The 20,549-nt window shown below is 71.0% G+C and carries 17 protein-coding genes; 7 read left to right on the forward strand and 10 right to left on the reverse strand.

The window, feature by feature from the left end; genetic code table 11:
- Positions 1 to 242 precede the first annotated feature (242 nt).
- The 8 genes from ACFYPJ_RS20315 to ACFYPJ_RS20350 form a co-directional block, all read right to left on the reverse strand.
- A complete protein-coding gene (locus ACFYPJ_RS20315; RefSeq protein ID WP_389018783.1) occupies positions 243 to 2,063 on the reverse strand; it encodes a glycoside hydrolase family 2 protein in 1,821 nt (606 codons plus the stop codon).
- Positions 2,064 to 2,186: 123 nt separating this feature from the next.
- Entirely contained in the window at positions 2,187 to 2,801 is a 615-nt protein-coding gene (locus tag ACFYPJ_RS20320; RefSeq protein WP_389018785.1) for a hypothetical protein, read from the reverse strand.
- Positions 2,802 to 2,807: 6 nt separating this feature from the next.
- On the reverse strand, positions 2,808 to 3,644 hold the full coding sequence (locus ACFYPJ_RS20325; protein ID WP_389018788.1) for a carbohydrate ABC transporter permease: 837 nt from the start codon (positions 3,642 to 3,644) through the stop codon (positions 2,808 to 2,810).
- On the reverse strand, positions 3,641 to 4,606 hold the full coding sequence (locus tag ACFYPJ_RS20330) for a carbohydrate ABC transporter permease (RefSeq protein WP_389018791.1): 966 nt from the start codon (positions 4,604 to 4,606) through the stop codon (positions 3,641 to 3,643). Before ACFYPJ_RS20330 ends, ACFYPJ_RS20325 begins: the two co-directional genes overlap by 4 nt.
- A complete protein-coding gene (locus ACFYPJ_RS20335; protein ID WP_389018795.1) occupies positions 4,603 to 5,943 on the reverse strand; it encodes an ABC transporter substrate-binding protein in 1,341 nt (446 codons plus the stop codon). Before ACFYPJ_RS20335 ends, ACFYPJ_RS20330 begins: the two co-directional genes overlap by 4 nt.
- 137 nt (positions 5,944 to 6,080) lie before the next feature.
- A complete protein-coding gene (locus tag ACFYPJ_RS20340) occupies positions 6,081 to 6,809 on the reverse strand; it encodes a cupin domain-containing protein (RefSeq protein WP_389018798.1) in 729 nt (242 codons plus the stop codon).
- Positions 6,803 to 7,726 (reverse strand): PmoA family protein, encoded by a 924-nt coding sequence (locus ACFYPJ_RS20345; RefSeq protein WP_389018801.1) that lies wholly within the window; start codon positions 7,724 to 7,726, stop codon positions 6,803 to 6,805. The genes ACFYPJ_RS20340 and ACFYPJ_RS20345 overlap by 7 nt, the downstream gene beginning before the upstream one ends.
- On the reverse strand, positions 7,723 to 8,868 hold the full coding sequence (locus ACFYPJ_RS20350; protein ID WP_389018803.1) for a Gfo/Idh/MocA family protein: 1,146 nt from the start codon (positions 8,866 to 8,868) through the stop codon (positions 7,723 to 7,725). Before ACFYPJ_RS20350 ends, ACFYPJ_RS20345 begins: the two co-directional genes overlap by 4 nt.
- A gap of 284 nt (positions 8,869 to 9,152) precedes the next feature.
- Here ACFYPJ_RS20350 and ACFYPJ_RS20355 point away from each other — a divergent pair, with 284 nt between their 5' ends.
- Complete coding sequence (locus tag ACFYPJ_RS20355; protein ID WP_389018806.1) at positions 9,153 to 10,196, forward strand: LacI family DNA-binding transcriptional regulator; 1,044 nt, start codon at positions 9,153 to 9,155, stop codon at positions 10,194 to 10,196.
- Between the two features lie 313 nt (positions 10,197 to 10,509).
- Here the strand turns inward: ACFYPJ_RS20355 and ACFYPJ_RS20360 are convergent, their stop codons facing one another.
- Positions 10,510 to 12,372: an arabinofuranosidase catalytic domain-containing protein gene (locus tag ACFYPJ_RS20360; protein WP_389018808.1), complete on the reverse strand. Its 1,863-nt coding sequence runs from the start codon at positions 12,370 to 12,372 to the stop codon at positions 10,510 to 10,512.
- A 507-nt stretch (positions 12,373 to 12,879) separates the two neighbouring features.
- On the opposite strand from ACFYPJ_RS20360, the gene ACFYPJ_RS20365 reads away from it, so the two are divergent.
- From ACFYPJ_RS20365 to ACFYPJ_RS20375, 3 genes are all read left to right on the forward strand, one after another.
- Positions 12,880 to 14,034 carry a LacI family DNA-binding transcriptional regulator gene (locus ACFYPJ_RS20365; protein ID WP_389018811.1) on the forward strand — a complete coding sequence of 385 codons (1,155 nt, stop codon included), beginning with the start codon at positions 12,880 to 12,882 and terminating at the stop codon, positions 14,032 to 14,034.
- 425 nt (positions 14,035 to 14,459) lie between these two features.
- A complete protein-coding gene (locus tag ACFYPJ_RS20370) occupies positions 14,460 to 15,977 on the forward strand; it encodes an alpha-N-arabinofuranosidase (RefSeq protein WP_389018813.1) in 1,518 nt (505 codons plus the stop codon).
- A gap of 491 nt (positions 15,978 to 16,468) precedes the next feature.
- Positions 16,469 to 16,969 carry a hypothetical protein gene (locus ACFYPJ_RS20375; protein WP_389018816.1) on the forward strand — a complete coding sequence of 167 codons (501 nt, stop codon included), beginning with the start codon at positions 16,469 to 16,471 and terminating at the stop codon, positions 16,967 to 16,969.
- A 262-nt stretch (positions 16,970 to 17,231) separates the two neighbouring features.
- Here the strand turns inward: ACFYPJ_RS20375 and ACFYPJ_RS20380 are convergent, their stop codons facing one another.
- A complete protein-coding gene (locus tag ACFYPJ_RS20380) occupies positions 17,232 to 18,137 on the reverse strand; it encodes an NADP-dependent oxidoreductase (RefSeq protein WP_389018819.1) in 906 nt (301 codons plus the stop codon).
- Positions 18,138 to 18,249: 112 nt separating this feature from the next.
- On the opposite strand from ACFYPJ_RS20380, the gene ACFYPJ_RS20385 reads away from it, so the two are divergent.
- The 3 genes from ACFYPJ_RS20385 (at position 18,250) to ACFYPJ_RS20395 (ending at position 20,378) form a co-directional block, all read left to right on the forward strand.
- A complete protein-coding gene (locus ACFYPJ_RS20385) occupies positions 18,250 to 18,615 on the forward strand; it encodes a MerR family transcriptional regulator (protein ID WP_389018822.1) in 366 nt (121 codons plus the stop codon).
- Positions 18,616 to 18,900: 285 nt separating this feature from the next.
- Positions 18,901 to 19,293: a peptidase inhibitor family I36 protein gene (locus tag ACFYPJ_RS20390; RefSeq protein WP_389018824.1), complete on the forward strand. Its 393-nt coding sequence runs from the start codon at positions 18,901 to 18,903 to the stop codon at positions 19,291 to 19,293.
- A gap of 344 nt (positions 19,294 to 19,637) precedes the next feature.
- The gene (locus ACFYPJ_RS20395; protein ID WP_389018827.1) at positions 19,638 to 20,378 is read left to right on the forward strand and encodes a methyltransferase domain-containing protein; all 741 of its coding nucleotides are present in this window, start codon (positions 19,638 to 19,640) and stop codon (positions 20,376 to 20,378) included.
- Positions 20,379 to 20,549: the final 171 nt, after the last annotated feature.

Raw genomic sequence — 20,549 nt, forward strand, 5'->3', positions numbered from 1 at the left:
GGGCGGGAGGAAGGGCTGGAGGAGGCGATCGAGATCATCCGGGCGCTTTCCGCGGGCGGCCATGTGACCCTCCGCGGCGCGCATTTCGACATGATTCTCTCCTTGCCGGCCTGCCCGTGCTCGGCGCCGCGCACCCGCGCCCGCATCCTCCTGCGAGCCGGCGGCGCTCATGTCCGTCGGCAGGCCGCCTGTGCTTCCCGCGCTCCCGCACCCTGATGCGCCGGGTGCGGGAGCGGCACGCCTCAGGCCCCGGGCGGGGACTGCCTGCGGGGCCGGGTGAGGATGGCGCGCAGGTCGGCGAGCGGGATCTTGGGGCGGCGGTCCGGGGTGAGCAGCCCGTTGGTCTCCTGGAGGGTGTCGGTGAACTGGGTGTAGCAGAAGCCGGCGAGACCGGAGTCCACCGCCGCCCCCACCAGACCGGCCAGCCGGTCGGCGAAGTCCTGCTCCGTGGCGACGGTGTCGTAGCCGAACCACTCCTGCCCCTGCGCCGGCTCGAAGGTGGCCCCGCCGAACTCACTGAGGACGACGGGCTGCCCCTCGTGCCGGGTGCCTGCCAGGGTCAGCCGCCTGGCGCCGGGCCACCGCTCGACCAGCTCGCCCCGGCGCAGAGACGCGTGGCCGTAGCGTTCCCGCAGCTCCTCAGCGTGCTGGGTGTAGTCGTGCACGCCCCAGATGTCGGCGGCGGAGATCTCCCAGCCGTCGTTGGAGACGGCGGGGCGCGAGGGGTCCAGGGCCTTCGTCAGGTGGTAGAGGGCGTCCATGAAGTGCCGTTGCTCCGGGACGAGAGCGGGGTTCGGGACGGACCAGGACTCGTTGACCGGGACCCAGCCCACGATCGAGGGGTGGCTGAGGTCGCGGGTGACGGCCTCGGTCCATTCGCTGATCACGCGCTGCACGGTCGGTGTGCCGAAGGTGTAGGCGGACGGCATCTCCTCCCACAGCAGCAGCCCGAGCCGGTCGGCCCAGTAGAGGAAGCGCGGGTCCTCGATCTTCTGGTGGATGCGCAGCCCGTTGAGGCCGATGTCCTTGGCCAGTTCGACGTCGCGGCGCAGTTCGTCGGCCGAGGCGGACAGGTGGGACGCGGGCCAGTAACCCTGCTGGAGCGCGAAGCGCAGGAAGTAGGGCTTGTGGTTGAGGAGGAAGACGCCGTCGTCCCAGCCGAGGTCGCGCAGCCCGACGTAGGAGGTGACGCTGTCGACGGGCGTGTCGTCGGCGGCGTCGCTCAGCACCACCGACGCGTCGGTCAGGTGCGGGCGTTCCGGGCTCCAGAGCAGGTCGTCGAGTTCCTGTCCGTGGCGCAGGGCGGGCACCGCGATGTCGAACACCGTGTCCTGGCCGTCCGTCAGGACACGCTGCTCCGCCAGGAGGCGATCACCCAGGGCGAAGCGGACCGTCGCCCGCAGCGGCCGGCTCGGCAGGCGGCTCAGGCGCAGTTGGCAGCGGACGCGGGCATGGGCGACGTCGGGTGTCCACTGCACCGCCGTCAGATGCTCGTCCGGGACCTCCTCCAGCCATACCGGCTGCCAGATCCCGGAGGTGCGGTGGTACCAGATGACATGCGGGTCGCGGCGCCAGTCCTGCTTGCCCCGGGGCTGCGCGGCGTCGCCCGGCTGGTCCTCGGCCCGGACCACGACGACCTGGGCGCCGTCCTGGTCGACGACGTCGGTGAGGTCGCAGGTGAAGCCCGTGTGGCCGCCTTCGTGCCGGCCCACCGGGTGGCCGTTCACCCATACCTCGGCCCGGTAGTCGACCGCCCCGAAGTGCAGCAGGAGACGGCGGCCCGGCGCGGGCGGGGCCACTTCGACGGTGCGCCGGTACCACAGGACGGGATGGAAGCCGGTGTCATGGATGCCGGAGGACTCGGACTCCGGTGGGTAGGGCACGGTGATGGTCGCGGTGAAGGGCCCGGTGGTGCCGGGGGCCATCCAGCGTTCCGACCGGCCGCGGTCGGCGTCGTCGTGGGCGAACTGCCACGGTCCGCTCAGATCGTGCCAGTCGGGGTCCCGGACGAGTTGCGGCCGCGGATGGCCGGCGGCGTCCAGGTGGGTGCGGGGCATGGGCATGCGGGAGCTCCGGTCGTGTCGTACACGGACGTTCGGGACCAGGGACGGTGGTGCGCGATCCGCACGGGTGCGCCCGTGGCGAGCCTCTTCGCCGCTGCGATGATGCGGTCGCGCATCGGTGGCTCAGCCGGAACCGTGGTGTGGCGCCGAGCGGATGTCCACGACCGTCGCGGCGAAGGCGAGCGGGCCGGGCAGCAGGGGGATCAGCAGCGGTATCGACCAGGCGAGGAGTCCGGCCAGGACCACGCCGGCCGCCAGCAGGAGGGTGCCGCGCGGGTCGGCGGCCGAGCGGAGCAGCGCCTCGCGCACGGACAGGCGGTGCGGCGCCTGCAACGCCGTGGCGCGCAGCGCCACGACGGCGGCGCCGAGGACCAGCAGGACGAGCGCGAGGGCCACGGCGGGCGCTCCGGGCAGCGCGCTGTCCAGCAGACCCATGTCGATCAGCAGGATCACCACGAGCACCGGCGCCAGCAGGCCACCGGCCAGGGAGGCGACGGACAGGCGGGCGCGCAGGTGCGCGAGGTACGCGGCGGTCCCGACCGGTGCGCCGTGGCCGGCGGCCGGCCGCAGCGTCGCCGACGCGGCGGCGAACGCGGCGGGCGCCGTGACGACCGGCAGGCATGTGGCGCTGGTGAGCAGGCCCACCAGCAGCATGTCGGCGAAGAGGGTGAAGCCGTTGCCGAAGACCTCGCCGGGTTCCCGGCGGCCTTTGGCGGAGGGGGAGGAGACCTGGGTCATGTGCCGTCAGCCCTTCAGTCCCGAGGTGGCCACGCCCTGCACCAGATAGCGCTGGAAGACGAAGAAGAACAGCACGATCGGCAGCACGGAGATGACCGACATGGCGAACATCGGGCCGTACGCGGAGGTGCTGGACTGGTCGACGAAGCTGCGCAGGGCCAGGGTGATGGTGAACTTGTCCGGCGAGAACAGGTAGACCATCTGCGTGAAGAAGTCGTTCCACGTCCAGATGAACGTGAAGATGGCCGTGGTGATGAGCGCGGGCCGGGTCAGCGGCAGCGTGATGGCCCAGTAGGTGCGGAACGCACCGCAGCCGTCGATACGGGCCGACTCCTCCAGTTCGCGGGGCAGCCCGCGCATGAACTGGACGATGAGGAAGACGAAGAACGCCTCGGTGGCCAGGAACTTGGGCAGGATCAGCGGCCAGTACGAGTCCACCATGCCCAGCCGGTTGAAGATGATGTACTGCGGGATCAGCACGACGTGGTGGGGCAGCATCAGCGTCGCCACCATGAAGCCGAACATCGGCCCGCGCATGCGAAAGCGCAGCCGGGCGAAGGCGTAGGCGGCCAGTGAGCAGGACAGGACGTTGCCGACGACGGCACCCGCGGCGATCAGCAGGGTGTTGCCGAGCAGCCGGGTGACGGAGACGCCGGACACACCGTCCAGGGCGGTCGTGTAGTTCGACCATTCCAGGTGGCTGGGCCACAGATCGAGGCTGGTCACCACCTCGTCGGCCGGTTTGAGCGAGGTGGCGAGGAGCCAGGCCACGGGGTAGAGCAGGACCAGCAGGCTGACGACGGCGAGCGTGTGCGGCAGCCATCGTCTGGGGGCGAGGTTCATCGTCCCTCCTCGTCCGCGTAGAAGACCCAGGACCGGGAGGTCCTGAAGAGGATCAGGGTGACGATGCCGATCACGATCAGCAGCAGCCAGGCCATCGCCGCCGCGTAACCCATGTGCGAGGCGGTGAAGCCGCGCTCGTAGAGGTACAGCGTGTAGAACAGCGTCGAGTCGGCGGGGCCGCCGTCGCCGCCGCTGATCGCGAAGGCCGGGGTGAACACCTGGAAGGACTGGATGGTCTCCAGCACCAGGTTGAAGAACACGACCGGGGACAGCATCGGCACGGTGATGGAGAGGAACTGCCGCAGGCGGCTCGCGCCGTCCAGCGCGGCGGCCTCGTAGAGGTCGGGCGAGATCTGCTGCAGCCCCGCCAGGAAGATCACCATGGGGGCGCCGAACTGCCACACCGTCAGCAGGACGACCGCGTACACCGCCAGGTGGGGGTTGCCGACCCAGCCGCCGGCGTGGATGCCGACGGCGTCCAGCACGTGGGAGACCGAGCCGCCGTCATTGAACAGCGCGCGCCACACCAGGGCGATCGACATGCTCGCGCCGAGCAGGGAGGGCGCGTAGAACGCGGAGCGGTAGAAGGAGCGACCGCGCCCGAGGTTCTTCAGGAGCATCGCCACCCCGAGCGCGGCGGCCAGCTTGAGGGGCACGGCGATCACGACGTACAGCAGGGTGGTGCCGACCGAGCGCCAGTAGCGGGGGTCCTCGGTCAGCATCTCGGTATAGTTGCGCAGGCCCACCCAGTGCGGCGGGTCGAACAGGTTGTAGTCCGTGAACGACAGGTACAGGGACACGGCCATCGGCAGCAGGGTCAGCACGACCGCACCGATCATCCACGGCGTAAGGAACACGAAGGCGGGCCACTGCTGTTCGCGTCCGCGGCGGCGCCTGGCCGGCGACCGCGTTTCCTGCGTACGGCCGGCGCGCGCGGGCGCCCTGGTCGACACCGTGCTCATGACCTCAGCTCCCTGTTGGCCTCGTCGATGAGTTCGCGCGCCGCCTGCCGTGGGGTGGCGAGCCCGAACATCACACGCTGGTAGTCCCGTTTGAAGGCGGTCTGGATCGCCAGATCGCCCCGCGGGGGCGCGGTCGGCGGGAGGCTCAGGCCGTATTTCTCCATCTTCACGGCGTAGTCATAGATCTCCTTCTCCGCACCCTCAAGGGTCTTGGCGACGCGGCCGGCGACCGTCCTGTTGGGCGGGGTGGACCGGGTGAAGCCGAGGACGTCACCGGCCCGCGGGTCGTTGACCAGGAAGTCGACCAACTGGGCCGCTTCCTTGGGGTGCGCGGTGTGCGCGCCGACGCCCACGAGCATCGACGGCTTGAAGTACGCGCCGGCGTGGCCGTCGGTCGTGGGCACCGGCGCGAAGTGGGTGCCGTCGCCGAGCAGCGCCGTGTACCCGGGGAACGGCGCGTCCCAGGTGAAGTCGGCGGCGGCCAGGCCCCGGCCCATGGGGGAGGTCTCGGTGCTGTTCGCCTGTGCCGTGTCCTCGGCGGCGGCGACGGCCCCCTGTCTGCGGAGCGTGTCGAAGAACGTCCAGAAGCCGGTGAGGTCGTCCTCGGTGAACCCGAGGCGGGTCTGGCTCGCGTAGAGCTGTCCGCCGCGGCTGCGCAGCCAGTCCTCGAAGACGTCCTCGTTGCCGCCGCCGTCGCCTGCGCCCGTGACGGGCCGCCCGTCGGGGGATCTCAGCCGCAGGGCGGCGATCCTCCTGTTGTCCTCCGCCCACTCCTCCCAGGTCCAGCCGGGCCGGGGCGTGGGGATGCCGGCCTTCTGGTAGAGGGCGGAGTCGTAGGCGTATCCGGTGATGCCGCGGCCCATGGGCAGGGCGTACTGCCTGTCCTCGTAGCTGCCGGTGCGCAGCAGTCCCGCGTCCAGCTCGGAGGTACGGATCGTGCCGTCGTCGATGGCGTCGCCCAGCGGCAGGATGGCCTTGCTGCCCGCGTACTGGGAGATCTGGCGGTAGTCGAGCTGGACCACGTCGGGCAGCCCGCCGCCGGCGGCCTGGGTGGCCAGCTTCTGCAGGTACGACCCGAAGTCCGAGTTCGACGTCCGGACTCTGATGCCGGGGTGTTCCTTTTCGAACAGCCGCACGGCCTGTTCGGTGCGCGCGGCACGGTCGTCGTTGCCCCACCAGGAGAACCTGAGGGTGATGCCGCCGGACGTGCCGCCGTTCGCGGCGGAACAGGCGGAGAGTGCGGGGGTCAGGGCGGTGCTGAGACCGACGGCGGCCGAGGCCAGGACGGTACGGCGGCTCAGAAGTCGGTGCCCGCCGCTTCTTCGGGGCTCGGGCATAGGGGGCCTTCCGGAAGGGCGCGGATGAGGGACGGGAACGGGGTGAGGGGGCAGGGGAGTGGTGGGGCCGGCCGGCCGCCGGGATGCGCCCCCGGAGGGAGGGGGTGGCCGGCCGGAACTTCGGGGCGGACGTCCGGTCAGGTTCCCGGGTAGACGTCCAGGCGGCCGCACATGCCGAAGCGTCCTTGCACGGTGGGCCCGGTGGAGACGACCCGGGCCTCGGCCAGATGTCGCGCATCCTGTCGGCGCAGGGCGTCGAGTTGGGTACCCGTCGCCCGGGCGGCGGCGAGCGCGCCCTCGCGCCAGCGCTGCTCCCACGCGTCGAGGCGGGGCCGCACCAGTTCGGCTGCGGCCCGGTGGAAGGCGGCGAGCGGCTTCGGGTCGCCGCTCTCGGTGGCCTCGCACAGCTGACGGAACCGGCCGGTCGCCAGGTCCCGGCGGGCGCGCGCGACCGCTGCCTGCTCGGCCTCGGGAACGTCGCCGGGGATCCGCACCGCACCCGCATACGTATCGGGTTCGGCGAGGAGGTCCTGGGGCAGGGTGAGCACCGCGTCGCCGGCCTCGGGCAGGCCGCTGTTCTGCATCACGACGGTGATCTCCAGACCGCCGTCGTTGATCAGGCGGTGGATCGTGCCGGGCGTGAACCAGGCCACCGTGCCCGGCCCGAGCGGGCTCTCGCGGAAGCCGGAGGCGGTCAGCGTCTGGACCGTTCCCCGGCCCGCCGTCACCACGTACCCCTCGCTGCACGTGAGGTGCAGGTGCGGGGTGCCGCCGCCGGGCCGGCCGTCCGGGGTGGGCCAGTCGTACACCCGCAGCCGGGACACCGCGACCGCCCCGGGAAAGCCGTCGTATGCGGCGCTCACCACGCGTGTCCGCGCACGTGGGCGGCGACCCGGCCGCGGTCCCAGGCGCCGTCCGCGACGGTCACGCGGTAGCTGCGGGTGAGGGTGTCGCCGGGGGCGAGGACGAGTTCCTCGTGGAACGCCCAGGACGGCGCGACCGCCGCGAAGGGGTCGCTGCGCACGAACCAGTGCGCCGGGTGCGTCCCCTTGTCGCCCAAGTGGTCGTTGCCCGGTGCGTGCTCGAAGATCATCGTCGCGTGTCCGTCCCGCCCGTCGTGCTCACCGACGTACGCCAGCCAGTCCGCCTGGGTCCCCATCAGGTCGCCGCCGTCGGCCTCGGCGCTGAAGACCTGCCCGTCGCGGAAGGCCCGCGGCCCCCGCCAGAACAGGCCGGTGTAGCCGGCCGCCGGGCGCCCGTGGGTCGTCGGACTGCCGAAACGCAGCGGTTGTGGACGCCGGTTGACGACGGCGGAGGTCCAGGTCAGCGACCAGCTCCCGGCCCCGGGGTCGACCTCGGACACTTCGAGGCGGCGCTCCTCCTCGGCCCAGAGTTCCCCGTCGTGGGGGTGCCAGGTCAGACGCTCGGCGATGACGGCGCGCTCGCCCGCGACGGAGACCTCCTCGAAGGCGGTGTGCGCCATCGAGCCGACCTTCTCCGGCAGGGCGAGATACCCCTCGCCGTGCACATACGTGTTGCCGCCCCACAGGTTCTGCCCCGACAGGTGGGAGGCGGTCAGCTGCAGGCCCTTGTGCCACCGGTGGTCGTTGGGCCGGTAGTCGGTGACGAGGGCCCCGGACAGGGTCCGGATCGGGTGCAGGTAGGGCTTGGGGGCCTCCCATGCGGCTTCGGGCCGGTACACGTAGGCGAACAGCTCGGTACCGGTGGCCTGGTGGGCCACGGTGATCCGGTCCCCGTGGGCGTGGGTCAGTGCCAGGGTCATGCGTGGTCCTCTTCCTCGGAGTCGGCCGGTGCCCAGCCCGGGGCACCGCCGTGCAGCTCGGTGTAGTAGGGGTCACCGGGACCGATGTCGCCCGCGCGCACGGGCGTGCCGGTGAACGCGGACTTGTACAGGGCGGTGATGAACTCCAGCGTCCGCCGGCCCCCCGGACCGCTGGTGGGATGGCGTCGGCCGGCCTTGATGTCGGCGACGAGGGCGCGCAGTTGGGCGAGGTGTGAGCTGGGCTCGTCCGTACCGAAGTCGCGCCAGGCGGCCACGGTCGGCTCCGGGACGCCCGGAGCCGGGGTGATGCGCCAGTCCCCGTTGCGGTAGCCGTACAGGTGGCTCAGTTCGATCGTCGCCAGTTCGCAGTCGATCCGGATCCGGCTGACCTCGTCCGGGCTCAGCACGCTGTTGACCACCGTGGCGACGGCGCCGTTCTGGAAGCGGACCTGTGCGGTGGACACGTCCTCGGTCTCCACGTCGTGGACCAGGCGGGCCGCCATGCCGTGCACCTCGGCCCACGGGCCCATCAGGTCCAGCAGCAGATCCGTCTGATGGATGCCGTGGCCCATGGCCGGGCCGCCGCCCTCGGTCGCCCAACGGCCCCGCCACGGCACGGAGTAGTAGGCGGCGTCCCGGTACCAGGTGGTCTGGCAGTGCGCCACCAGCGGCCGGCCGAACGCGCCGCCGTGCAGCAGGCGGCGCACGTGCCGGGCGCCCGAGCCGAAGCGGTGCTGGAAGACGATGGACGCGTACGGGTCCGCGTCGCCGCCCTTCGCCGCGGCCTCGACGGCGTCGTAGTCGGCCAGCGAGGGACACGGCGGTTTCTCGCACCAGACCCAGGCACCGGCGCGCAGCGCGGCCACGGACTGCTCCCGGTGCACGGCGGGCGGCGTGCACAACACCACCAGGTCGGGACGTACTTCGGCCAGCATCGCGTCGAGGTCCGTGCTCGCATGAGGGATCCCGGACTCGTCGGCGAACGCGCGCACGGCGTGGCCGTCCACGTCGACCGCGGCCACGACCTCCGTCTCCCCCTCCGCGGCCAGCGCCTGCAGGGCCGGGAGATGGCTGGAGCGCGCGATACCTCCCGTGCCGACCACGGCTGTGCGCAGCGGCGCGTTCGAACGATGCGGAGACATACGGTCCCTCTCGTGAGGCGGACGGGGTGGAGTACGGCGGGCGGTACGAAGGTGAGCGGCGGACAGCACGAAGACAAGTGGCAGGCGGCCGTGCCCCGAGGACCCCGGCCGTCGTCACGACTGCAACGGCGTCAGCAACCGCTTGCTATCGATTCCAACGTTGTAACTGCCGTGGATCCGGGAGGTCAACCCTTCGTCCGAAAACAGCGGAAGCTCGTCAAGATCGCTGACAGTCGCGGCCGGGGCATGCATAATCCGAGAAAGACCAGTGAGGGGACCGTTCGGTGACAGCAGTGACACTCAAAGACGTGGCGCAGCGCGCGGGGGTGTCGATCAAGACCGTTTCCAACGTTGTACGTGATGCCCCGCGGGTGTCCCCCGCCACGCGGGAACGAGTGATGCGGGCCGTGCAGGAACTCGGTTACCGGCCCAACCCGTCGGCCCGCCGGCTGCGCACGGGGCGCAGCGGCCTGATCGCCCTCGCCGTCCCGGAACTGACCACGCCGTACTTCGCGGACCTCGCCCACCACGTACGGACGGAGGCCACCGCGCTCGGACTGACCGTCCTGATCGAGGAGACGCTCCGCGACCCGGCGGAGGAACTGCGCCTGGCCACCGGCGTCGGCGCGTCACTGCTCGACGGCGTGATCCTCTCGCCGCTGCACGTCACGACCGCCGAACTCGCCCCGGTCGCGGACCAGTTCCCTCTGGTCCTCCTCGGCGAACGCAGCTACGAACCCGCTGACCTGGTCGTCGACCACGTCCTCATCGACAACGTCGCCGCCGCGCGGGACGCCACCGCGCACCTGGCCGGTCTCGGCCGCACCCGGATCGCGGCCATCGGCGCGGACCGCAAGGCGTCGGCGACCAGCCGCCAGCGCCTGGAGGGCTTCCAGCAGGCACTGCACGCGGCCGGACTGCCCTTCGATCCGCGCCTGGCCCCTGCCGTCAAGGAGTTCGACCGACGCAACGGCCTGCTGGCAATGCGCGCGCTCATCGAGCTGCCCGCACACGTACGGCCCGACGCGGTCTTCTGCTTCAGCGACATGCTGGCCGTCGGCGCGCAGCGGGCCGTGCACGAAGCGGGCCTGGACGTCCCGGGTGACATCGCGCTGGCCGGCGTCGACGGGTCGCAGGAGGCGCTGTACAGTACACCGTCCCTCACCACCGTGGTCCCCGATCTGACGGCCGTCGCCTCCCTGGCCGTGAAGTGCCTGGCGGCTCGCATCCGCTCGGAGACACGTCTGCCGTTCGAGGTGCATGTGGCCCCGCACTGGCTGGAGGAGCGGGAGTCCACGGTCGGCGGCAGACGGCCGCTGGTGCCTTGAGGCGGCCCGTTTTGGGGGCCGTCGTCGCCGCGCCTCCGCGCGGGGTGCGGCGGCAGGGGAGTATGGGGCATGACGAAGTGCAGGGAATGCGGTGTGCGCAAGGGCCGCCGGCCCCGTTCCTGTGCCCGGTGCCGTTCGGAGCCGGACCGGGTGACGGTGGCCCGGGAAGCCGCCGACGGGGTCGCGACGGTGACGGGCCTGTTCGAGGGGGTCCGGCAAGGAGTCACGGGAGTCCCGCCCGATGCCGTGCCGTTGCAGCGTTGCATGAGGCGGCCCCCTGGGGGAGGGGCCGCCTCATGCGGGGCCGTACGGGTCAGCCGCTCAGGGGGAACTTCTGCGCCGCGGTGCCGTTGCAGTCGTGGATCTGCAGCCGGGTGCCGTTGGCGGTGGCGCCGTCCGTCGCGTCCAGGCAGCGCCCGGACTGCGGGTTGAGCAGGGAGCCGTCGGCCTGCTGCACCCAGACCTGGCCGCCCACCGCGGTGTTGCAGTCGTAGAGCTGCACCTGCGTGTTCTGCGCGGTGGCGTTGCCGGCCACGTCCAGGCAGCGTCCCAGTGTGGTCAGCCTGTTGGTGGAGGTGTGCACCCAGTGCTGGTCCCGGGCGTAGGACTGGCAGTCCCACAGCTGCGCCGCGGTGCCGTTGCCGCCGACGTCGTCGCCGTTCACGTCCAGGCACTTCTTGGCCGGACCCGGGATCATCGAGCCGCCGCCGACGGTGAAGACCTGCGCCGCGGTGCCGTTGCAGTCGTGGATCTGCAGCCGGGTGCCGTTGGCGGTGGCGCCGTCCGTCGCGTCCAGGCAGCGCCCGGACTGCGGGTTGAGCAGGGAGCCGTCGGCCCGCTGCACCCACTTCTGGCCGCCGACCCCGTTGCAGTCGTACAGCTGGATCTGCGCGTTCTGCGTGGTGACGTTGCCGACGACGTCCATGCAGCGGCCCAGGGTGCGCAGCGAGCCGTCGGCGTCGTGGGTCCACCGCTGGTCGGTGGAGCGGCTCTGGCAGTCCCACAGCTGGACGGCCGTGGTCTTGCCGGCCACGTCGTCGCCGGTCACGTCGACGCACTTGCCGCCGGGCCCGGCGATCGTCGACGGCGCGACCCCGGCGGTGTCTCCGGAGTAACCGGCGCCGACGATGCTCGACTGGACGGCGGCGTCGGCTGCATCGGAGGGGTAGCCGGTGGTGATCGCGCCCTCGAAGAACGAGCCGACCGCCCTGTTGCTGTTGTCGCCCCCGGTGCCCAGCACGAGGGAGCCCTCCTGGCGCATGGGCGCGTAGCCCGGGGGCAGGGGGCCGTTCCACCACGTCGTGAGGGAGCCGGACTGGGAGTTGCCGCCCTTGAGCGCGAAGGACGTCTGGCCGTTGTTCTTCAACAGCGCCGTGACGAAGGGACTGGAGTTGCCGCCGTTGGTGCTGTGGGCGTTGGTGTCCGCCTGGAAGATGCCGTTCTCCAGGTCGGCCTGCACCCACGGTCCGGTGCCGGTGCAGGGACTGCAGGCGGGAATGGTGGACATGTTGAGCGCGTCCATGTGGCCGGCTCCGGTGTCGTTCGCGACCGCCTCGACGTTGCCGAAGTCGAAGCAGCAGTCACGGTCGACATGGGTGCCGCTGGTCACCATGTACATGCCTTCGGGTTGCCCGTCCGTGGCGACGCCGGAGCCGACGGGATGGCGGTATCCCATCCCCGGCGCGATGTAGACGCCGTACGCCGAGTGGCCGTTCACGGTGACGTGCAGGGCATTGGCCGGGGCACCGATGTCGGCGGCACCGGCGGTGCCCGCGCCGGCGACGGGCAGGTCGTTGTGGCGCGGTGACTGGTCGTAGATCTCGCTGATGCGGCAGGCGGCGCCGGTGCAGAAGGCGTTCTGGGCCCCGGCATCGGCGTAACCGCCGGGCGCGAGCAGCCCGATGTCGAGCTTCGCGCCGTCCTGCACCCGGGTGACCTGGTACAGGCTGCCGTCGTACGAGGCGTACAGAGCGCGGACGGTGCTGAAGGCGCCCACGCAGGGCGTGCCCGCGTTGCCGTACACGTCGCAGGGCAGCGAGTCGGCCGCGTTCGCGGGTCCGGTGACGCCCAGCAGCAGGCCCACCGTCAGGGCCAGGGCCCCGCAGAGGGCGAGCAGGGCGCGGCGGGATCTCCGCAGTGCCGTGCGCAAGCGGACTGGTGGCGGGTGTTCGGTCATCGTCGACCCTTTCTCCGTCGGGAGCCAGGCGGTGCGGACGTCCGCGGTGAGGACGCGGACGTACGGGCGCGGCAGGGCAGGGCGCCGCGCACACGTGGTGGTGAGGAGCGGGCGATCTGTGACGTGCGGACGATCGGCGACGGGCAGGCGATCTGTGACAAGCGATCTGTGACAAGCGATCTGTGACGAGCGGCACGCCGGCGGCGGGCGGCGCCGCGCGGGCGCCGAACCGGTGCTCATACGATTCAGCGGCTTTGAAGCTAGAGACGCCGGGTCGGGGCGTCAACCCCTCGCGCTCGCCGATCGTCCGTGAACTCGGCCCGGACAAAGCCGTTTCCAGAGGCTTGACGGGGTGTGCGCGGGCACTTAGCGTCCACATCGCTGAAACGTTGGAGCACTTGATCGACCCTTTCCCTTGGCCGTCGGCCCATGTGCCCGGCCGTGCCGCGCCCGTGGTCGCCGTCCACGGCGGGAAACGTGGCGAGAGAGGCCGGAAAGGGGCGCGGCATGACGGACACGGCCAGACAACGACCCACCGGAGGCAGGACGACGATGACGGCTGCCGGGCGTGCCAACGTCACCCTCAGGGACGTGGCGACGGCCGTCGGGGTCTCGCGGAGCGCGGTGTCCATGGCGCTGGCCGACCACCCGCGCATCAGCGAGCCGACGAAGCAGGCCGTGCGTGCCGCCGCGGCCCGGCTCGGCTACGTCCCGAACTCCGCGGGGAGGTCACTGCGCGCGGGCCGTTCGACGTCCATCGCCGTGGTCGTCCCCCAGACCGGCCAACACGTCTTCGGACACCCCTACTTCATGCACCTGCTGGTGGGGGTCACCGCCGAGGCCAACGCGCGGGACGCGACGCTGATCCTGTCGACCAACCCCGACGAAACCCACGGCGTGGCCGCCTACGAACGGGTGCTGCGCTCGCAGGCCGCGTCGGGGGCGATCGTCGCCTCGGCCTCGATCAGCGACCCGAACGTGAAACGCATGGTGGACGCCACCCTGCCGGTGGTGCTCGTCGGCCGGTTCGCGCAGCTGCCGCACGCGGCGAGCGTCGGCGTCGACGAGGTCGCGGGCGCCGCCGCCATCACCCGCCACCTGGTGCGGGACCACGGGCTGACCCGTATCGCGCACATCAGCGGACCGCTCGACCACCAGACGGCCGTGGACCGCTACGAGGGTTTCCGCGGCGCGCTCGCCGACTCCGGGCGGCCCTGCACGCACACCCTCGCCGTGGGCGACTTCAGCGAGGAGTCGGGGCGGGCGTGCGCGCGGCAGGTACTGGACAGCATGGCCGACCTTCAGGCGATCTTCGCCGCCAACGACGAGATGGCCTACGGCGCCATGCTGGAGATCCGCTCGCGCGGGCTGCGCATCCCCGAGGACGTCGCGCTGGCCGGCTACGACGACTTCGGCGTCTCCCGGCTGACCACCCCCGGCATCACCACCGTCCGCGTACCGGCACAGGCCCTCGGACGCCAGGCCGCGACCGTCCTCTTCGACCTCCTCGACGGCACGGCTCCCGACCCCGCCCACACCGTGCTGCCGTTCGACCTCGTGATCCGCGACTCCTGCGGCAGCCACCCCGACCGAACCACCGAGGGAGACGGCCCCGTCGCCTCGCCCGCCCCGGAGCACCGGTCACCTGACCGAGGGGAGTGATCGGCATGCACGTCGGCAGGACAGGACACCTCAACCACACAGGACACGCCGGCCGCGGGCAGCCTGACCACAGCGGTCCCCCTGACGGCAGCGGACAGCATGACCGCATTGGACGCCCCGGCCGCAGCGGACAGCCCGGCCGCAATGGACTCGTCGGCCGGGAAGACACACCGGCCGGGGCCCAGCGGCCGTCGTGGTGGCCACGGCCGGCGCTCTCTCCCTGCTCCTCGCCGGCTGCGGAGACAACGGCGCGGACGGCGGTACGTCCGCCGACGGCGTGGTGCACCTGACGGTGCTCACCGGCTTCACCGGGCCCGACGCACCGTCGTACCAGGCGCTGGTCAAGAGCGCCACTTCGTCCAGAGCGTCGCGACCACCGGCATCAAGTGACCTTCCGCCCGTGCGGAGAGAAATCGGAGCCAGGCGTGTTCACCTGCACCGCAACCATCGACCCCGCTTTCACCATCGCGCCGGTGCCGCCGCGCCTGTTCGGATCGTTCGTCGAGCACATGGGCCGCTGCGTCTACGGCGGGGTCTACGAACCAGGCCATCCCGAGGCCGCCGTGGACGGCCTGCGGCTCGACGTCATCAAACTGACCCGGGAACTCGGCGTCAGCACCGTGCGCTACCCCGGCGGCAACTTCGTCTCCGGCCACCGGTGGGAGGACGGCGTCGGACCCCGCGAGGACCGCCCGGCGACCCTCGACCTGGCCTGGCGGTCCGTCGAACCGAACACGTTCGGTCTCAACGAGTTCATGGCGTGGGCACGGCAGACCGACATCGAACCGATCATGGCCGTCAACCTCGGCACCCGAGGCGTGCAGGACGCCTGCAACCTCCTGGAGTACGCCAACTTCCCCGGCGGAACCCACTATTCCGACCTGCGCATCGCCCACGGCGTGCCCGAGCCGCACCGCATCAGGACCTGGTGCCTGGGCAACGAGATGGACGGCCCCTGGCAGATCGGGCAGAAGACCGGCACCGAGTACGGCCGACTGGCCGCCGAGACCGCCAAGGCCATGCGGCGGATCGACCCGTCGATCGAACTCGTCGCCTGCGGCAGTTCCAACGTGCGGATGCCGACCTTCGGCACCTGGGAGGCCCAGGTCCTGGACGAGGCGTACGACGTGGTCGACTACATCTCCCTGCACGCCTACTTCGAACAGCACGGCGACGACCGGGTCGGCTTCCTCGCCTCCGCGCAGGTGATGGACTCCTTCATCGAGGGCGTCGTCGCGACCTGCGACCACATCGCCGCCAAGCGGCGCTCCCCGCGCAGGCTGAACCTCGCCTTCGACGAGTGGAACCTGTGGTACGAGAACCGGTTCACCGGCCAGGAGGCCCCCGAGTGGGCCCGCGCCCCGCGGCTGATAGAGGACGAGTACACCGCCGAGGACGCGGTCGTGCTGGGCAGCCTGCTGATGAGCCTGTTGCGGCACAGCGACCGGGTGACCATCGCCTGCCTCGCCCAACTCGTCAACGTCATCGCGCCGATCAGGACCGAGCCGGACACCGCGGCCTGGCGGCAGACCATCTTCCACCCCTTCGCCCTCACCGCCCGGCACGCGGTGGGCGAGGTCCTGCGGGTCGAGCCGGTCACCCCGAAGCTGCACTCCACCACGCTCGGCGACGTGGCCGCGGCCGACGTGACCGCCACCCGGAACCCCGAGACGGGCGAGACCACGATCTTCGCGGTCAACCGCGACGAACGGCAGCCGGCCACGCTGCGGCTGAGGATGGCCGACGACGGACACGAGGTCGTGGAGCACGTCGTCCTCGGCGGGCAGGACCTCCTCGCGACGAACTCCAGGACCGCGCCGCGCCGGGTCGAACCGCGCAGCTCCACCCGCCACTCCATGGAGCCCGCCGGCCTGTCCGCGCACCTCCCGCCGGTCTCCTGGTCCATGATCCGCACCGCACCGCGCCCCACCGCGGCACCGTAGCCGCGTACGGGGCCGGCAGACGCCGGGGTGGTTGTACTGCGTCTCCCGGCGCCGGCGCCGGGCTCACCGGGTCGTCACCCGGTGGCCTGGTGGACCGGCCGCCCGGCGGCCCGGCCACTTCGTCACCCGGCCGTCGGCGGCGTCGGCCGGACCGCGTCCGGCGGCGGCGCCCGCTCCGCCACCGCGGCCGCCCGGTGGCGGAGGCCGGGACGGGCGCCACCCGGCACGCGGAGGTCACCGTCGTACGGGCGGTGCACTGCGGCCGGGCGTCCCGTCGGCTTCCCGCCGTCCCGCGATCTCGTCAGCCCGCGGACGGTCATGGCAGGTCAGAGCCGTCCGCGTCCCAGGTTTTCCCCGTTCCTCCGGCGGCCGTTGCCGGGGTTGCGCCCACCGGCACAGGCTCGGTCCTGCCAGCCGGGCGGCGAGGCAGCCAGACGGATCCCCACAAACGTCCCGTCGCCCTCCTACGCCAACAGGAAGGAAACCGCGTGATGAACGCTCGAACGAGCAGGACGCTGATCGCCGCAGCTGCTGTCGGCGCCACCCTCGCCCTCGCCCCGACTGCCACCGCCTCCGTGCCGGCCGGCACGGCGGCGGTCTCGTCGCCCGGCACGACCGCCGTCGCACCTGCAGGAGTCATCAACCACAGCTGTGGGCCGAGGGTGAATCCCAACCGTGTCTCGCAACCGGTGGAGATCACCCACACGACGATCGGTCACGCACGGATCTCGTTGCGCAACGGGCACATCGGCAGCGGCCGTACCACCTACTACTGGGCGAAGATCACCGGCGCGAGTGTCGGCAACACCGTGTGGATGGACTGGTCCGACAGCCCCGGCTCCTGGCACGTCTGCGGCCCCTACAAGGTCCATTCCGGACACGATCAGCACACCCTCGCCGTCAACTTCGTCATCGACAGCCACAACAGCCGCGAGTTCCGTGCCTGCGGCCACCACGCGGGCACGAGCAAGTGCACCAAGTGGGTCCCCTGATACTCCAGTCCGGTTCGGTGATCCTGCGTCAAGACCGGCTGGGAACGGGTACGGCCACCGGAGATCGGCCATCTCCTCACCGTCCTCCACCCGCCGGTCCTGACCGCAGCCAGACTGCCGAGCTGGTCCCTCTGACGCAGACGGCACCAGAGGGCACCAGACGGCATCAGAGGGCACGAGACGGCGGCCCGACGCAGCCACGACCGACGCCGGGCCGCCGACGAACCGACCGGACAGACCACGAAACCGGACCGGACACCGCTCAGATGCGGACCACGACCTTTCCTCGCACGTGCCCGCGCTCGGAGAACGCGTGGGCTTCCGCGATCTGTTCGAGGGGGTAGGACCGCTCGATGCGCGGCGTGTAGAGGCCTTGCCGGCCCAGCTCCCCGGCCGTTGCCAGAAGCGCGGAGTCGTTGCGCGCGTTGACCAGATGCGTGCCCAGGCGAGGCGCGTTGACATGGTCGGCGATGGTCGACACCCGGGTGGGATCGCCCACGATCGCGACGAGGTCGGACAGCGACCCGGAGGCCGCGGTGTCCAGTACGAAATCGATGCCGTCCGGGGCGAGGGCAAGGACGCGTTCCGCGAGCCCGGTGCCGTAGGCGGTGGCCCTCGCTCCGAGAGCGGTGAGGAACGCGTGGTTGTGCTCGCCGGCCGTTCCGATGACCGTGGCGCCTTGCGCGACAGCGATCTCCACCGCGGCACTGCCCACGCCTCCGGCGGCGCCCTCGACGAGCAGGGTGCGTCCCTTGAGGGAACCGAATACCTCCAGTCCGCCCAGCGCGGTCACGGCAGCCAGGCCGGCCCCGGCGGCCTCCTCGTCGCTCCACGCGGCGGACGCGGGCGCCCAGGCCGAGAGCACGGCCAGCTCCGCTGTCGCACCGGTGATACCGCCCAGCCCGAAAACACGGTCTCCGATACTCACCCCGCGCACCTCGTCACCGATCTCGTCCACCACGCCGACGGCATCGCGTCCGGGGATCGCGGGCAACTCCACGGGGATCACGTCACGTGCCGATCCGTTGCGTACCTTCCAGTCGACGGGATTGACGCCGGCCGCCGCGACCCGGATGCGGATCTCGTCAGGGCCGGGATGCGGCTCCGGCACGTCCTCGATCATCAGGGTCTCTGTACCGCCGTACTCGTGGTAACGGGCTGCGCGCATGGTCCTGCCTTACCGGATCGGTGGGCTCGGTGAGCCTCGACGCCAGCTACGCTAAAACCTCACGCCAACGTCAGATGCAAGTCGGGCGAGCAGTCCGGGGAACGGAGGACCGGTGCGTATCGGTGAAGTGGCGGAGAAAGCGGGAGTGAGCGTCCGGGCCCTGCGGTACTACGAGGAGCAGGATCTTCTCCAGCCCGACCGCAGCGCCGGAGGCCAGCGTCAGTATCCCGATACCGCCGTCGGCCGGGTCAGACTGATCCAGCAGCTCTTTGCCGCCGGCCTGTCGAGCCGGTCCGTGCGTGAGGTGCTGCCGTGCGTGGATGCCGGTACAGCGGACCCGAGGCTCCTGGACCACTTGGAGACCGAGCGCGCCCGTATCAGCCAGCGGATCGTCGACCTGCTCGCGGCGCGTGACCGGCTCGACAAGGTGATCGCCAACACGCGGAACCCTTCTGCTGAATGCGACCTCACGTGGTGATGAGTGCTGTTCTCGCGGCCTTGTGCGGGTCAGGCCGGCCGCGATGACGGAGGCGGGACGTGATCGGCACACTCGCGGCACCCCAGAAGTCGTGGGCGGGGCAAAGCAGGAATCGCGCATTCCGTCAAGAGAACATTTATGAGTCACTCTCAGAAAGTTGCCACTCTTTCGAGGGATGCTGTAGCCGTCATTCCGCATCAATAATTTCGGCTTCACCTCCCGAAGGGGAACAGGGCAGTGTCCGGACTTTCCGGCGCTGCGCGAATCGAAGGAGGGCAACACCTCATGCAACGGTTCACGCGACTGTGCGCCGCACTGGGACTCGCCGTGGTCGGGGCAATGGCATCCACGACCACCACCCAGGCGGCCACGACGACCGTCGACACGAGCAAGTCGATCATGGCGTACCAGGACTGCCCGGTGGGGTGGTTCTGTGCCTGGGAAGACGCAGGTGGCTGGGGCAGGATGGCGCGTTTCCAGGTGGGCTCCGACGACCTTCGCGACTTCAACCTGAACGACCAGATCTCCTCGGTGTGGAACCGAACAGGTAAGACGTTCTGCACGTGGCTGAACATCAACCGGGACGGTGCCACGTGGCCGGTGGGGAACTGGCAGGGCAACACCTCCCAGTACAACCGAAACGACAACATCAGTTCCCTGTGGGTAGGGGCCTGCTGATCACCCCGCCTGAATTGACCTGGCCAGGGAACAGCACGTATTTCTTTGGCGGGTTGATCAGTTGATCGGACGTGTCTTTTCCGATCGGTGATCACTGCTGCGGTGTGGGACCGGATCGAGCGGCTGATGCCGGTCGATCCGGTCCGTTGGCGGTGGCGGTGGCGGTGGGGGCGTGACGGTGGCGCCGGCGTCGGATGGTGGGGCCTCGATGTCCGCGCGGCTCGGTCGGCAGGTGCGCTGCCGACTGGGCCGGTCGAGCCGGACCGGCCACGAGGCGGTCACCACGGCCCATACGATCGCCGCGGCCGTGGCGCCGTTCCTGGTGCGCAGCGCATACTGCCGGTGTGGCGACTTACAACAGCATCGGTGTGACCTACGCGCACACCCGGCGACCCGACCCCCGAATCGCCGTCAGGATCCAGCAAGCGCTCGGTGATGCTGCCACCGTGATCAACGTGGGAGCCGGTACGGGATCCTACGAACCGTCACAGACGGTGCTGGCCGTGGAACCCAGCTCCGTGATGATCGCCCAGCGCCCGGTCGGCTCCGCACCGGCCCTGGAAGCGTCCGCGGAGTCGATTCCGCTTGCTGACGACTCGGCCGATGCGGCGATGGCCCTCCTGACCGTGCATCACTGGAGCGACCTGGAAGCCGGCATCGGCGAACTCCTCCGCATCGCCCGGCAACGGATCGTCATCCTCACCTTCGAGCCGGACATCAACCACAGGTTCTGGCTGCTGGAGGAGTACCTGCCCGAAGCGGCCGCGTTCGAAGACACACGAGCCGTCGCGGTCGAGCGCCTGGTCACGCTGCTGGGAGGTGCCCGCGTCGAGACCGTCCCCATCCCGCACGACTGCACCGACGGCTTCCTCGCCGCCTACTGGCGTCGGCCCGAGGCATACCTCGACCCGGACGTGCGGGCCGGTATCTCGCTGCTCGCCCAGACCGGCGAGGAGATCCTCCAGCCAGGACTGGCCCGGCTGTCCGACGACCTGTCCTCCGGCCGGTGGCAGCAGCGCCACGCCGATCTGCTCGAACGCGAAACCCTCGACGTCGGCTACCGGCTTCTCGTGGCCGACCTGTAGAACCAGCCGAGCCGTCCGGCCGCGTACTCAAACCTGCAACGGCGTCTCCCCGGGCCGTGGGGGCCGCAGCGGCCGCTGCACGACCTGGCGGCGCTGTGTCCGAGTAGCTCGTTGCTGGGCCCCGGGCTGTCCCTGTGCGGCTCAAAGGTGTTCCGCCGGGTGGGACGTCGA

This window comes from Streptomyces sp. NPDC006012, assembly GCF_042871185.1.
GTDB lineage: Bacteria > Actinomycetota > Actinomycetes > Streptomycetales > Streptomycetaceae > Streptomyces.

Coding starts and splice junctions, on each gene's coding strand:
- ACFYPJ_RS20325 (WP_389018788.1), bottom strand. CDS start 3,644: ATGAACCTCGCCCCCAGACGATGGCTGCCGCACACGCTCGCCGTCGTC.
- ACFYPJ_RS20360 (WP_389018808.1), bottom strand. CDS start 12,372: ATGACCGAACACCCGCCACCAGTCCGCTTGCGCACGGCACTGCGGAGA.
- ACFYPJ_RS20365 (WP_389018811.1), top strand. CDS start 12,880: ATGACGGACACGGCCAGACAACGACCCACCGGAGGCAGGACGACGATG.
- ACFYPJ_RS20315 (WP_389018783.1), bottom strand. CDS start 2,063: ATGCCCATGCCCCGCACCCACCTGGACGCCGCCGGCCATCCGCGGCCG.
- ACFYPJ_RS20350 (WP_389018803.1), bottom strand. CDS start 8,868: ATGTCTCCGCATCGTTCGAACGCGCCGCTGCGCACAGCCGTGGTCGGC.
- ACFYPJ_RS20330 (WP_389018791.1), bottom strand. CDS start 4,606: ATGAGCACGGTGTCGACCAGGGCGCCCGCGCGCGCCGGCCGTACGCAG.
- ACFYPJ_RS20380 (WP_389018819.1), bottom strand. CDS start 18,137: ATGCGCGCAGCCCGTTACCACGAGTACGGCGGTACAGAGACCCTGATG.
- ACFYPJ_RS20390 (WP_389018824.1), top strand. CDS start 18,901: ATGCAACGGTTCACGCGACTGTGCGCCGCACTGGGACTCGCCGTGGTC.
- ACFYPJ_RS20345 (WP_389018801.1), bottom strand. CDS start 7,726: ATGACCCTGGCACTGACCCACGCCCACGGGGACCGGATCACCGTGGCC.
- ACFYPJ_RS20335 (WP_389018795.1), bottom strand. CDS start 5,943: ATGCCCGAGCCCCGAAGAAGCGGCGGGCACCGACTTCTGAGCCGCCGT.
- ACFYPJ_RS20375 (WP_389018816.1), top strand. CDS start 16,469: ATGAACGCTCGAACGAGCAGGACGCTGATCGCCGCAGCTGCTGTCGGC.
- ACFYPJ_RS20320 (WP_389018785.1), bottom strand. CDS start 2,801: ATGACCCAGGTCTCCTCCCCCTCCGCCAAAGGCCGCCGGGAACCCGGC.